The sequence below is a fragment of the Wolbachia endosymbiont (group B) of Episyrphus balteatus genome, from assembly GCF_947250575.1.
Taxonomy (GTDB): Bacteria; Pseudomonadota; Alphaproteobacteria; order Rickettsiales; family Anaplasmataceae; genus Wolbachia.
The window spans coordinates 1285904-1299568 of sequence record NZ_OX366325.1 but is presented as its reverse complement, the minus strand read 5'-3'; the positions used below and the strand labels follow the sequence as shown (position 1 = coordinate 1299568).

Below are 13665 nucleotides of genomic sequence, written 5' to 3'. Positions count from 1 at the left end.
TATATGGTAAGCTAAAGTGTTATTACTTCACTATAGCTTTTCCATATAACTCATCTATTACATTAGTGAAATATTCCAGCTCTCTATATCCTTCATGTTTAATTTTATTATTCTCTACATATGATTTATTATTGTTAAGCTTGACGATAAATACTGGAGTAGCTGTGATATCAAGTTTATTAATTGCAAGTGATTTATCATTTATAATTTTGTCCATCATCTTTTTATCATTAATGCATTGGTTAAATACATCTTGCTTCAAATTGCTTAGTGCAGCAATTTTTTGTAGTATAGTTAAATCACTAAAATTAGAGTAGTTCCACGAGTCTATTGCATTAAACACAGCTTTGTTAAAATTAAAATAGTCTTCTTCTTTTTCATAGCAATAACTTAGCATTGCAGCTTTTAATCCTCTGTAATCTAGAGGAAAATGACGGAATATGTATAACATCTTACCTGTATCTATGTACTTCTCTTTGATTTTAGGAAAAACTTTCTTATGAAAAAGAGAACAGTGATAACAAGTGAGCGAAGCATATTCTATCATTAAAATTGGTGCTTTTGGATCACCTAATAATTTATCATCAGGCAGTAGTGACAGTAGTTCTTTTGATGTTATTTCATCAGTTTTTTGAGTGTTGGGTAAGTTTTGTTCAATAGCTGCATAAGAACTAACACTTATAAAAATAAGTAAGAACAATAATCTAAAAATCATTACAATGGAAACACTTAACTTATTAAAGAATTTATGCATTTATATAAATAATGTCAAGATAACTTTTTCTCGGCAACACTTTCTACTCTGTCTTTAAATGCAGCAATTATTTTACTTTGTGTGTATTTATAAACTGAGTTTAATAAGGTGGAAAACAAATTGGATTTAAATTCAAACTTTATATAGAACTCTACCATAGTTTTACTTTCATCTATAGGAGTGAATTTCCATTCGTTGTATAAATGTTTAAATATTCCATTTGACGACACAGCTTTTATCCAACTTTTATTTGCTCCATTTGGAGAAAGAAAGGTCACTTCTGATGTGTAACTTCCTTTAATGCCATGAAAAGCTGCAAGGAGGTCCACAATCATTTGGCTATCAGTTTTTTCTTTTATATAAACAGCTTTGCACCAAGGAACAAAATCAGGATACTTCTCAACGTCAATTACAACTTGAAATATCTCATGAGATGAACAGAAAAAAACACCTTGTTCTTTATATTGGTGTAACATAAACCTAAATAATGGAAAAGGGATCCATATCTACCGTCAGTCTTAGTAGATTCCTGAGACCTAAAGTTAAGGTGGGCATCACGTACTAATTTCAATGAAATTAACAGAGGCAATTCCCTTGATCAGAAATTATCGCTCGGGAAATTTAACTTAACTCATAACGCATAGCACAGACCCCTAAATTAATTATAGATTATTTATATAGAGTATGTCTATAGATATATTAAAACTAGCGATCATTATTTTGCCTTTGTTAAATTTTGCATTTTAAGTATCATAGCTAATAAATATATCTTATGAATCTTATTAAGTTCTTAACCATTTTTATTGTAATCTCCTCAAGTGCTTACGCGAATTGTATAGGGCACAAAACTTTTGTGCTTGCCATGAAGCAGCAAGTAGACAACACGTCTATGAAAGGGAATAGAAAAAATCTAGAACATGTACAAGAAGAACTTCTGAAAATTATTCAGAATAATGTTGACCTCAAAGGAATATCTCGATTTGTCATAGGGAAATATTGGAATTTATCTACTCAGAAAGAAAAAGAAGAGTTTCTAAAAGAATATGAAGTATATCTCGCGCGCTTGTGCGCTAAAATTTTGTATAAATACATAAATAATAGTGAAATGATCATAATGAGTACAAAAGCAGTTGACGATGAAACTTGTCTGATAGGAACAAGATTTTCTTATGGTGATGAGGAATTTACAAACATTGACTTTAAAGTGACTAAAAATGACAATTCTTTCTTAATAAACGATGTTGTAATGAGTGGGATAAGTATTGCTATTAATCAACGTTCTCAATTTAGTGAAAAAATCGACACGCACGGCATGGCAAGTGTAATAGATGAATTAAAATGTAACAATAATCTATGATATACATGCCTCATTGGCCTAAGCCGCTTGGCAGTAGACCAAAGGATTTTTCTCTTGATCGCATAAAAAGCTCTCTCAATAGATTAGGCAATCCTGAGAAAAAAATACCGCCAATAATTCACATAGCTGGCACTAATGGCAAAGGATCGACACTATCATTTCTAAGATATATAATGCAAGCAGCAGGGTATAAAGTTCATACCTACACTTCTCCACATTTAGTGAATTTTAATGAAAGAATAGTTATTGCAGGCAATGATATCGATGATAGTGAATTACATAACTCACTAGAAGAATGCCGTATAGCAGTCGCAGAACAACCCATCACTCTATTTGAAGCCGCAACGACTGCAGCCTTCTTAGCTTTTTCTCGTCATAAAGCTGATATTACTTTAGTTGAAGTGGGTCTGGGTGGAAGGCTTGATGCAACAAATGTTATAGATAATCCAATTCTAACGATCATCACTTCAATTTCCCTTGACCATACAGAATATCTTGGTCCTACCGTAGAAACCATAGCAGGTGAAAAGGCTGGAATAATGAAACCTAATGTTCCTTGCGTAATAGCACCACAAGAAAAATCTATAATGAACACGCTAGAGCATCATGCAATAAATAAGAAATCTCCTCTGTATAGAGGAGGACTTGAATGGAATTGCGAAAAACAGAATAACAGAATGGTCTTTCAATCGGCTATTCAATCAATAGAATTTTCTTTGCCATCTTTAAAGGGTGAACACCAAATAATCAATGCAGGAAACGCCATTGCAGCATGTAGCATTTTGAGTGGAAAATATGGATTTGATATTGGAGAAGAGGACATTGCTTCAGGTTTACAGAGCACTTATTGGCCTGCGCGGCTAGAGTCTATAAAAGAAGGTAATTTAATTTCTTTATTACCAAAAGATTGGCAATTATTTCTAGATGGTGCACACAACAATGATGGTGCCAGAGTGTTAGCTAGGTGGGTAAAAGACAATTTTGCTGAAGGTGTTTATATGATCTTTGGTGTCACTCGTAACAGAAACGTCGCAGAGTTCTTAGAGCACTTAAAGCCATACATCAAACTACTATGCGCCGTTTGTGTTAAATCTGAACCTAAAGCAACAAGTACAGATTTAATCAGAGAAGGAGCTAATAATATAGGAGTAAATGCTATTGAATGTGAATCAATCGGTGATGCAATATCAAATCACATACTAAAAGCCTCTATTCAAAACGTCAAAACCATACTAATTTGTGGCTCGTTATTTTTAGCCAGAGATTTGAGTATGGAGAATAATCAACCTACTTGATGAGCCGAGACGTTAAAAGCACCATCAGGATTTACAATGCTGCTTGGCTTTTCGGTTGATGCTCCTATAGGTACATTTTGTTCATCACCTATTCCTTCAGTTTTTACAAGATTTACAACTTTTCTCTCGTAGATTTCACTTGCTAAGTGTAGTAATAAACTACAACCTAGTACTGTAGCAAATCCAATGAGTATTTTACTGTCTACGCAACTAGATTGATACTGTAACACCAAACCTGCTATTAATAAAATAGGAGGGAGATAACTCGAACATTGGGAAGTAAAAATGAAATATTTAAATCTTTTACTTTTTAATATTTCTTCCCATCTCTCTTCTTGATCTAAATTTTCACCTTGTTCCCGTTGAGAATTTTGCAAATCTACAATTTCTTTCATTAAAGGTGATATCAAATAAATAGATAAGAAAAAAGTTGTAACAAATGTTATTAGGCTCGCACTAAACAAAATGCCAGGTGTATCAGTAAAATTAGCAGCCTTATATAGCTTACACCCCAAGTAAATATACGACACTAATGACGAGACGGACAGTAGGAATCTTACCAAACTAAAAACAAAATGATACTTTGTACGCTTATCATTCTGACCTTGCTGAATTGACTGTAAACACCTTTTCCATTCCTCAGGAATGATTAATCCCTGATTCTTTCCACTTAGTGGTTTAATATATTGCAAAAGTGCTGCTTTATTTCTGTTGAGGGCCTGTATTTTTTCATCGCTACCTCCTGGTTTATCTGGGTGACACTTTATTGATAACCTTCTATAATTTTTTGCTATTATATTAGATATTTCTAAGAAGTTACGACCTTCTACTTCTTGCACTTGAATGCCTATCTCTTTAAATAAACTTTCATTATAATCATATTCTCTTTCTCTTAGCTTATAGCCCATGTCTCCACCTCATAAATTAACTAACTATTAATACTTTATAATATATAAATTTCCAAATCATTTCATTCATGCTTATTGTATGAATTATTTCTTTCACGACTACCATGACAAGTGTATGAAAGTTATCATTTAGTGCATAATAGTGCTTCAATGTTTAGGGTTACAGTTTTCATTGGTCATTTGAGTTACTCAAATCCAATTCATGCCAGTTCTATCTATCTTGTCATTTAAGTAGCCCTTTTTGTGTAATCCCAGTACCCTCTCTTTGATGTCATCCAAGTAGCCTACACTGGCTTTCCGTAATCTCAAAAAACGTTGTGTTTTAGCATAATTTTGTGCTCAATATGCTTGTTTATAGTAAAAATTTCTGGATTTCAGCATCAAATGCTGGAATATGGGTATCATTCAAGTAGCCCTTTGTTGTCATCCCAGTGCTCCGACACTGGGATCCAGGAACCAGCGTCACGCGCTGGCTCTCTAAAATTACTTTAGCTACAAATATTAAGAAATTTACTAAATAAAAAAAAGACAAAAAACCCCCGTATAGCGAGTTTTAATAATGTAAATTGATAATGTGCTAACGCTTAAAATAAGCGCGATTTGGATGAATGTAGAAAAAATTTAAAAGACATACAGCCGCTATAATTTTTATGTAATTTGCCAATAAATATCTGAGTTTTTTACTGAATTTTGTTGTTAAATCTGCAGAGATTAAAAACAAGGATAAATACTCTTACTTTCATAGTAAGGGGGATGGCGTAATTTGTCAAGTTAAATAAGCTAATTTATTAACATGTGATAATTAGACAGCTATCGTGGATTAAATGTTCAAATGACTACTAGATTTTAGATTATTACTTTCATCTATTTGCGGCTGACTAATCATAGTACAAACGAAATTGGTTGCCATAAAGGTACAGCCTAGAATAAAAAAAGCAGTAGAAATGAAAGGAATAATAGGAGATTCGAGAGGCAATATATATATTATTCCTCCTATTAAAAATGAAACGCTAGATGCAATATCAAGACAGATCTTCATTAATTTCTCTTGCCGAGGAACAAGTTGCTTATTAAGGTCACGCTGCCTGAAATGATCAGTTAATGACCATACATTTAAGACAAGAGAAAGTGCACTTAGTATAGTGCTGGCAATAGTAAAATACAAGCTTAAGGCAGAAATATTCAAAGCTAATGCTGCTATGTACCCACTCAAAGAAGCAATAGATAATGCAGTAACTAAGCGTTTTGAATAAGTTCTTATTTTCTTTCTGTAAACAAGCCTCTCTTTGTCGCAACTCATAAACTTAAGTATAGTAAATATGTTATATTATAGCATTAATTAACTCAAAAATCAATATAGAGTGCCCGAGAGAAGACTTGAACTTCCACAACTTAAAAAGTTACTAGCACCTGAAGCTAGCGCGTCTACCAATTCCGCCACCCGGGCTTTTTGTGATTTACTATGTTAAAATTAAATAATATACTTAAACAATTTTTAGCTCAAAGGTAATGCCAAATCTAGATCAAATATTTTTTGCTCAAAACAATGTTAATATTAATAATGTATATAAAATAGTCAACAACGCTTTGAGCGATAGTGATGGTGGTGAATTATTTTTAGAATTTTGCCAGTCAGAGTCCCTGGTTTTTGATGATAACATATTGAAACACATGGATTTGAATATCAGAAGGGGATTTGGGTTAAGGTCCTTTTGTGAGGATAGTACGTCTTTTGTTTGCTCTTCTGAAATTAGCGAAAAGGAAATTAGTAACGCTGCTTCTATAGTGAAAAGTTCAGTATCTTTAAACAAAACAAATTCAATAAACTTAAATGAGGGAACAAGAGAGCTGTATTCAAAGATTAACCCCATAAATGAAATGGATCTGAACTCAAAGATTAAACTACTCAATGAGGTTAATGAGTATGTAAGGTCCAAGAATAACTACGTGAAGCAAGTAAAAATAACTCTAAGTGGAGAATGGCAAGTTGTACAAATAATAAAGGGTGATCACAGGTTAAGCGATATTAGGCCTTTGGTACGTTTTAATGTATTAGTCATCCTAGAGAAAAATGGCCGAGCTGAGAAAGGCTCTTCAGGGCACGGTGGAAGAGACTCTTATAGTAAGTTTGTTTCTGAGAAGAAGTGGAAAGAAGTTGCAAATCAAGCGTTAGAGCAAGCGCTGGTAAATCTTGAGGCAATTCCAGCTCCGGCTGGAGAGATGACAGTTGTTTTAGGTTCAGGTTGGCCAGGAATATTATTGCATGAAGCTGTAGGTCATGGACTTGAAGGTGATTTTAACCGTAAAGGAATCTCGGCATTTTCAAATTCTATGGGTAAACAAGTGGCAGCCAGTAACATTACTGTAATTGATGATGGAACTCTACCTAATTTGCGTGGTTCTATTAGCATAGACGATGAAGGTACTTTACCTGGCTATAATGTGCTTATAGAAGATGGAATTCTAAAAGGATATATGCAAGATCATATGAACGCTAAACTCATGGGTGTAAGCCCAACTGGTAATGGTAGAAGAGAAAGTTACAAAGAAGTTACCATGCCACGCATGACAAACACCTATATGTTGCCAGGAAAATATACACCAGAAGAAATAATATCCAGCGTAAAGAGAGGCCTATATGCAGTAAATTTTGGTGGTGGACAAGTTGATATAACATCAGGAAAATTTGTTTTCTCATCTTCGGAAGCTTACCTAATAAAAAATGGTAAAATTACACAACCAGTCAAAGGAGCAACGCTAATTGGTGATGGGCCAACAGTGCTAAAAAAAGTATCAATGATTGGTAATGATCTAAAGTTAGATCCTGGTGTTGGTACGTGCTCAAAAGACGGACAAAATGTGCCTGTTGGAGTTGGTCAGCCAACACTCAAGGTCGATGCAATAACTGTTGGTGGAACTGAATATGTAGATAAGGGCTAAGCGAACTCAGCTCATGCTGTACAATTATATTGTAACCATTATTCAAGTAGCTCATATAGATGCAAAAACTACTTAACAAATCTCTCTGCCTTCCTTGCTATAACGTGTATAACAATCTCACAAAAAATAATATCATAGAATTCAATAGGTGATCTTTAAAAAATCCTTAAGGAAAGTAAAATACTGTTTAAATAGGCCGATATAGATGGTTTTACGATATAATAAAATTATTATAAACAAGAACTTATAAACTCTAGCAAATGAATTTGTGAGTTTAGTGGTGTTAGGAATACCTGGCTCTTTTATGTGGATTGACATTCTCAATAACCTGCTCTAGAGATAGATTATATAATTTTGACAAGGTTCTTGGCATGTGATATTTTTCTCGAATATAGGTAATGGTATAAATGACTTTATATCTATATCCAGCTCTAGGGGAAGATCTTCAATGTTTACGTCCATCCCTGATAAAGGATATTCTATGTCCATGTGCAGCTTTGGGGGATAGTTCTACTTTGAAGATTTCTTTCACTTTTACTATTGCGACTCCCGATTGGCTTTGTTGCATCACACTTTATGAGATGGTGATTTATGGTAAATTCGTGTAACTATCTCAAATTTAGCCACACCAATATCAGTGAATTTATTAAGCAAATAGCATTTAGTTCTTTTTCTCGATTTATCTCAGATTTATTCCTAAAACTAAATCCGAATATTTGCTTTAATCTTGAGAAAAACCCTTCAATATAAGATCTTTTCCCATAATTTACTTCTTTTTCCATTCTTTCATGCCATCTTCACCGTATAATTTTATTAACCTAATAGCAGCATTCCTGTCAGACATATAATCTATTTCTGGATGTTCTGCCGCATTGTTTATTGGTGGAATTTTTGTCTTTATATCATATTCGTTACACAACTTATAAAACTTGTGCCTATCACATGCTCTATCTGCATATAGTGCTTTTATGGCATGCTGAAAATCAACTTCTTTTAGCAAATCACAAGTGATCAGAGTAGACACCGTTACTGTATTTTACAGCTATGGCTTTTTTGTTGTTTATATTCAACATTACGTGCAATTTTCTCGTTTGCTCATAGCCACTCTGTCAGTGCTATTTTCCTTGCTGTGTGTCGTTGTATATACTAATTCCTGTACTGTCTATAGCAATTTCGATATCTTCTATATTATTTTCTGCAATCATTTATCTTAATATTAAGTTTTTTTTGATGCTTGTGAATAGCTGCAAATCTCTTCCTATTTGTTGCAGATATCCTTTTACAAACCCTACCGTTTGTCTTAAGCCAATTCTAAAAAGATTAACGATTATATGCACTAAAATCACAACTTTATCACTATAAATATAGTTGCCGCCCTGCATTTTTGGACAATTCTCGTACCAATTTTCTATGGCGTCATTGATATAACAAAAAATGCTTCCTCTTTCTTGGAGAAATTTGTTATATTCATGGCAGTTACTGACTCTCATTTTTTGTGGCATATTTTTTCTTCAACAGTTAAATGGCTATTTATAATGAATTTTGTCAGTAACTGCCAGTTCTTTTCACTTGAGCGATGCAACAAAGCCATCCTATGGTCAAGCCATAGGATGACAGGAGAAGGAAACACTGGGATGAAAGCAAATGAAACCACTGGAACGTTTATTTTTGAAAGTAAGTTGCATAGTAGATGATGTCATTCCAGTACTTGATACTGGAATCCAGGAATTTTGATTCTAAATTAGGTATTGGTATGGCTAAATTTGAAATCATTACATAAATTTGTCGTAAACCATCACTGCTTAAGGTGCTATGCAACAAAGCCATCCCAGTGTCGAAGCACTGGGATGACAGGATAAGGAAACGCTGGAATGAAAATAGAAGATCTAATTCCTTATATCAATTAATTCTCATCCACCTTTTATGTTACATAAACTCATCACTTTTATAGAACATCTCATTAAAATCATTCAAAATTCCAAAATCTTGATTTTTAATAAATAGATGCCCATCTGCAATATAGGACTCAGCAAGAGTAAATGGTTCATCATGATGCTGTGATGCTGGCCTAACAATTTCATTGTACAAAACCATTACTTGCTCATAATTGTATCCACTACCATCATGATATTTACCACGTATAGTGTCATAAAAATTTCTTACATCATCATACGTAACTTGCAGTTCTACCTTATATTTCCCTATTTCAACAGCCTCACCCACTTTGATTTTTAAAGGATGTTGTTTCACATTATCTATAACAATTGTTTCCTCTGGCTTCTCTTCGTCTCCTCTTATCGATCTTTTACTCCTTTCTTCACTCGCAGGTTGATCTGCTGGCATTTGGTCTATATCGTTAGATTCTTCTTCTTGCATAGTAATTTTTTTGAGATAGCTAAGCATATCCTTTCCAGCTTTTTCCCAAGTTGCAGCTTCTTTTGAAAGCTCACGATAATAAGAATCATTACCGCCTTTGCTATCTATTACATCTCTTTCTATACCTTTCCCTTCTGCCCATAACTCAGCATGTTCAATAAGTGTCCTGCCATCTTTGCCCACAACATCAACGTCAGCTTTGTTTTTTATTAGATATTCTATTGTATCTAACTTTCCATGCCTCACTGCATGAACTAAAGGTGTCCAACCATCATTATCCTGCACATTAACATTCGCACCTTTTTCAACTAAATGTTTTATTATTTCCTTATTTCCAAGATCAACAGCAAGGTGCAAAGGCGTTAAGCCGTAGCTATCCTGAATATCAATATCCGCATTATGCTCTATGAGATATTTAACTACTTCCATATTTTTCATGTGCATGGCAAAATGTAGTGGAGATTTACCAGAGCTAATATCACGGGTATCAACATCTATACCACGATCTATTAAGTATTTAGCAATTTCCGTATGTTTTAGCTCAATTGCATAGTGCAGCAGTGTTTGAGCTGACGTGTTTTTGATACCAAGATCTGCGCCATGCTCAATTAAACTCTTAACTATTTCCGAATTCCCTAGCTTAATAGCAGCAAGTAACGGAAAAGTATAATAACTTTTACTATTAGAATCTGCGTTATGATCTAATAGATACTTCACTATTTCTGTATTACCTGAATAAATAGCACTGTATAATGGTGTTTGGGAATAAGCATCTTGAATATTAGGATTTGCACCACGATCTATTAAGTATTTAGCTATCTCTATATTTCCAGACTCAATAGCATAGTGTAAAGGTGTCTTATAATACACATATTTAGCATTAGTTTTCTGATAATAATTGTCATGAACATTAAGATTTGCTCCATGATCAATAAGATATTTTGCTACTTCCGTATTTCCTGACTGAATGGCATAATGTAGTGGCGTTTGTCCATTATGGTCTCTTGTATCAATATATGAATTGTGTTTTAGTAGCGTTGCTACTTTGCTTAAATCTCCCAATGAAGCAGCAAAATGTAAACTAGTCGCACCTGTTACCTTATTTATCTCGTTTACTTTTCCTATAGTATTTTCTACATTATTGTCATCAATATTCACCTTTAAGAAAGGCTGTTTATTATACTTCATAACTTTTGTTGTAACAGCTTTTCCTTGTTCGTCTTCACTCGCTTTTTTAGCAGGTTGCATAGAATCTTCTCTACTGACACTTGATTTAGATTCTATCTTGGTTTTATCACTACTTACATAATGTACTGGGCTATAACCATATAGACCCTTGCCTGCACTTTGTTGGCTTGTTGAACTTTCAACACTGTTAGATTCAACAACATTATATTCCATATGTTGTTCACCACTCAGCTCAGCCTTAACCCATTGTTTAAATTCTTGATCATAACCTTTCAGCTCAGCCAAAAAATCCTCAAATAATTTATTACCTTGAGACCTATTTGCACCAGATTTAGAAAGGCTCTTGAGCAAATTATCAATCATATCTGGGTGTTTATCTTCAAGAAATTTGATCACTTGTTCAGCATCCGAATGATAATGTTCCCCTTTATTACTCCAAATATTATTGCGCAATATTTCATCTGGTTTGAGACCTTTATTCTTTATTGCAATCAAGGCCTCTTTATCTCCGTGGTCATTGACATGCCGACCATCTTCTAAACTTGCCATATAGTTAGCAACCCCTTCATGCATAGCCTTAGATAAGACATCACCTGTACCATAATAGGAATTAATGATAGTTAAGGCGTGTCCCAATTCGTGTTTCAAAGTTTTACACGAGTCATCAAATTGGTCTTGTAGATAAAAATAAACATGAATTTCTGAGCCACGCCCTTGAACTGTTAAGCCAGAAGCGCCTTTATAGTTAACGTTCAACTCCTTAAGATAATTTTCGTAGTCACTCTTTGTATTAAATACGAAAACATTAACTTTATTTGGTATGTTGTGCCAAGGCTGAGAATTATTAATGCCAAATGCTGAATCAAAATCTTTTATAGTACTCTCGATGGCATTTTTTACACTACTCAATTTGCTCTGAGTTAATTCCTCATCATCATATTTTATATTTATTTGAAGCTTGTGTTCGCCAAAAGTCATAACTTCACTATCTGGCACAAGATCTGCCACAATTTTATCGCCACTTTTTACATCCATCCACTGCTTAAATTCTTTTTCAACTTCTGAGTTATTCAAAAGATGCTTGAATTTTGATATCGCTTCTACTCTATCGAAGGACATCTCAGTAAGCAATTGCTTTATGAATTGAGGATGTTTTTCTTGTAGGAATGTCACTAAGCAATCTGATATTCTATAGTCGTTAGACATACTTGCTATTTTATATGGTGTATCATGCCCAGATTCATGCATTTTATTGTATGCTTCTTTTGTATAATGCATATCGCGAGTGCTTTCTTTTTTAGCTGCATCATAGCTCCACATGAAAAGCTTCATACCGGTACGTAAAACTTCAGGTACTGTATCCATATTACCGGTAGAGTACTCAAGAAATGCATCGCTCATTTTTTCCATTAAAATTTTAGATTTTGCACAAAGTAAGCCATTTACATCTCCAACAATAAAAGTCTTTGCTATCGTGCCGTCAGCTTCGTGTGCTCTTACTGTTCCACCACCCCATAATTCTCTATGGTCCTTACCACCTGAAAGTTCCTTGATGTGAGCTTTGTAATCATCGTAATTTTTCAGCACATAAAGCTGCAATTTTACTGGACCAGAATGAACGCTTTTTTGTGAATAGAAATTATCAGACCAGGCTCCGTAAGCATCTTTTACAGTTTGTTTTATATACTCAGGGGTATAACTAGCTAATCCCCCATATTTTACTTCTATTGTAAGCTGATCGTTTATTACTATACTTTCTTTATTTGGAAATAATTTTTTAATCAAAGTTTGTGATTTATCATATTCAGAATTTGTTTTAAATTTCATATCCACCTCTTAAAAATTTTCACTATAAATAAGTCTTGAGAAAAATGCGTTAACTGTAGATTCAGCCTTTACCTTGTTTTTGCACAACTGCTGAGATAGTTGATCATCGCTGAAAAGCCGATTCTTAGTATTGAGATATTTAGCATAGCTTCTAGAATTAAATTCAGGGATTGAGTAGAAACCGCTTTCAAGTTCAAGATAAGAGCTGCTATTCAGAACAAAAAATAAATCGCTCTGGTCAAGCAGTATGTCATAACCAGAGCTCGTACAATGTAAGTATTCATTGCTTTCATACTCTGCTATGTAGTATTTACTTGCATCAAGATCACCATTAAGCTGTAAAATTGCTGCTGAACGTCCATTCCCAATACTATGGCCTTTTATTACTTTAAGTACTTTAATCTCATCATTTTCTATGAGTTCTCTTAACTTTTCATTCTTTTGATTTAATTCTTCCTCTGCCTTTCTTCTGTCTTCTTCTAATTTTGTTTCTTTTTCAACAAGCTCATTTTGTATTTGCAAAAACATATCTTGAATGGTTAAGCCATTTAGAAAGTAATCCAATACACTTGACACAAACGGCTGCAATTCACCATTATCTTCAAAGCTCTTTTCCTGCTTTTTGTCATATTGAGTGGGATTATAGATTGCATACAGAGGATAAAAACCATAATTCACCTCGTCGAATGATAACTCTATCGAAAATCCGCTCTGATCAAGTGGAAGTTTAGTAGCTAAATATCTACCATTATCATCTCTGACATATAGCTCATTTATACCATAGTGACCACTATATTTGTTGTAATAAATATAAAAATTCTCAGGATTAAGATTAAAGTAATCATCTAAATTGTTAGGTTTACCGAGCTTTTCACGTAGAAAACTCTTGCTCTTATCTGTAAGTTTGATGCGTGTAGAGAAGTAACACCGATCTATTCGGTCACCTTTTTCTATTTCAAAGTCTAGGACTATTTTGTCGCTAAACATACAGAATTTCCTCACATTTCCAATATTTATGAT

At 33.8% G+C, this 13665-nt stretch carries 9 protein-coding genes, 1 tRNA gene, 1 other RNA gene and 1 pseudogene; 3 read left to right on the top strand and 9 right to left on the bottom strand.

From position 1 onward, the window contains the following. Positions 1-22: 22 nt before the first annotated feature. From OOL05_RS06210 to ssrS, 3 genes are all read right to left on the bottom strand, one after another. Positions 23-754 carry a DsbA family protein gene (locus tag OOL05_RS06210; protein ID WP_264376148.1) on the bottom strand — a complete coding sequence of 244 codons (732 nt, stop codon included), beginning with the start codon at positions 752-754 and terminating at the stop codon, positions 23-25. 14 nt (positions 755-768) lie between these two features. Next, positions 769-1230, bottom strand: coding sequence for a type II toxin-antitoxin system RatA family toxin (locus OOL05_RS06205; protein WP_254229976.1), 462 nt, complete (start codon positions 1228-1230; stop codon positions 769-771). Between the two features lie 17 nt (positions 1231-1247). Next, positions 1248-1409, bottom strand: a non-coding RNA gene (gene ssrS / locus OOL05_RS06200) — 6S RNA. Between the two features lie 117 nt (positions 1410-1526). Between ssrS and OOL05_RS06195 the strand changes: the two genes are divergently transcribed. Both OOL05_RS06195 and OOL05_RS06190 read left to right on the top strand, forming a co-directional pair. Further along, entirely contained in the window at positions 1527-2111 is a 585-nt protein-coding gene (locus tag OOL05_RS06195; protein ID WP_179945643.1) for an MlaC/ttg2D family ABC transporter substrate-binding protein, read from the top strand. Beyond that, the gene (locus OOL05_RS06190; RefSeq protein ID WP_264376147.1) at positions 2108-3406 is read left to right on the top strand and encodes a bifunctional folylpolyglutamate synthase/dihydrofolate synthase; all 1299 of its coding nucleotides are present in this window, start codon (positions 2108-2110) and stop codon (positions 3404-3406) included. The genes OOL05_RS06195 and OOL05_RS06190 overlap by 4 nt, the downstream gene beginning before the upstream one ends. Here the strand turns inward: OOL05_RS06190 and OOL05_RS06185 are convergent. The 3 genes from OOL05_RS06185 to OOL05_RS06175 form a co-directional block, all read right to left on the bottom strand. Further along, positions 3394-4314 (bottom strand): molecular chaperone DnaJ, encoded by a 921-nt coding sequence (locus OOL05_RS06185; protein ID WP_264730233.1) that lies wholly within the window; start codon positions 4312-4314, stop codon positions 3394-3396. The genes OOL05_RS06190 and OOL05_RS06185 overlap by 13 nt on opposite strands. A gap of 820 nt (positions 4315-5134) precedes the next feature. Then, a complete protein-coding gene (locus tag OOL05_RS06180; RefSeq protein ID WP_264376144.1) occupies positions 5135-5614 on the bottom strand; it encodes a DUF4231 domain-containing protein in 480 nt (159 codons plus the stop codon). A 62-nt stretch (positions 5615-5676) separates the two neighbouring features. Then, positions 5677-5761, bottom strand: a tRNA-Leu gene (locus OOL05_RS06175). 62 nt (positions 5762-5823) lie between these two features. Between OOL05_RS06175 and tldD the strand changes: the two genes are divergently transcribed. Then, positions 5824-7254 carry a metalloprotease TldD gene (tldD, locus tag OOL05_RS06170; RefSeq protein WP_264376143.1) on the top strand — a complete coding sequence of 477 codons (1431 nt, stop codon included), beginning with the start codon at positions 5824-5826 and terminating at the stop codon, positions 7252-7254. Between the two features lie 567 nt (positions 7255-7821). Here the strand turns inward: tldD and OOL05_RS06845 are convergent. The 3 genes and pseudogenes from OOL05_RS06845 to OOL05_RS06150 form a co-directional block, all read right to left on the bottom strand. After that, a pseudogene (locus OOL05_RS06845) lies at positions 7822-8756 on the bottom strand (IS5 family transposase). 424 nt (positions 8757-9180) lie between these two features. Beyond that, the gene (locus OOL05_RS06155; RefSeq protein ID WP_264730229.1) at positions 9181-12645 is read right to left on the bottom strand and encodes an ankyrin repeat domain-containing protein; all 3465 of its coding nucleotides are present in this window, start codon (positions 12643-12645) and stop codon (positions 9181-9183) included. Between the two features lie 9 nt (positions 12646-12654). Next, the gene (locus tag OOL05_RS06150; protein ID WP_264376140.1) at positions 12655-13632 is read right to left on the bottom strand and encodes a hypothetical protein; all 978 of its coding nucleotides are present in this window, start codon (positions 13630-13632) and stop codon (positions 12655-12657) included. Positions 13633-13665 lie beyond the last annotated feature (33 nt).

Coding starts and splice junctions, on each gene's coding strand:
- tldD (WP_264376143.1), top strand. CDS start 5,824: ATGCCAAATCTAGATCAAATATTTTTTGCTCAAAACAATGTTAATATT.
- OOL05_RS06180 (WP_264376144.1), bottom strand. CDS start 5,614: ATGAGTTGCGACAAAGAGAGGCTTGTTTACAGAAAGAAAATAAGAACT.
- OOL05_RS06190 (WP_264376147.1), top strand. CDS start 2,108: ATGATATACATGCCTCATTGGCCTAAGCCGCTTGGCAGTAGACCAAAG.
- OOL05_RS06195 (WP_179945643.1), top strand. CDS start 1,527: ATGAATCTTATTAAGTTCTTAACCATTTTTATTGTAATCTCCTCAAGT.
- OOL05_RS06155 (WP_264730229.1), bottom strand. CDS start 12,645: ATGAAATTTAAAACAAATTCTGAATATGATAAATCACAAACTTTGATT.
- OOL05_RS06205 (WP_254229976.1), bottom strand. CDS start 1,230: ATGTTACACCAATATAAAGAACAAGGTGTTTTTTTCTGTTCATCTCAT.
- OOL05_RS06210 (WP_264376148.1), bottom strand. CDS start 754: ATGCATAAATTCTTTAATAAGTTAAGTGTTTCCATTGTAATGATTTTT.
- OOL05_RS06150 (WP_264376140.1), bottom strand. CDS start 13,632: ATGTTTAGCGACAAAATAGTCCTAGACTTTGAAATAGAAAAAGGTGAC.
- OOL05_RS06185 (WP_264730233.1), bottom strand. CDS start 4,314: ATGGGCTATAAGCTAAGAGAAAGAGAATATGATTATAATGAAAGTTTA.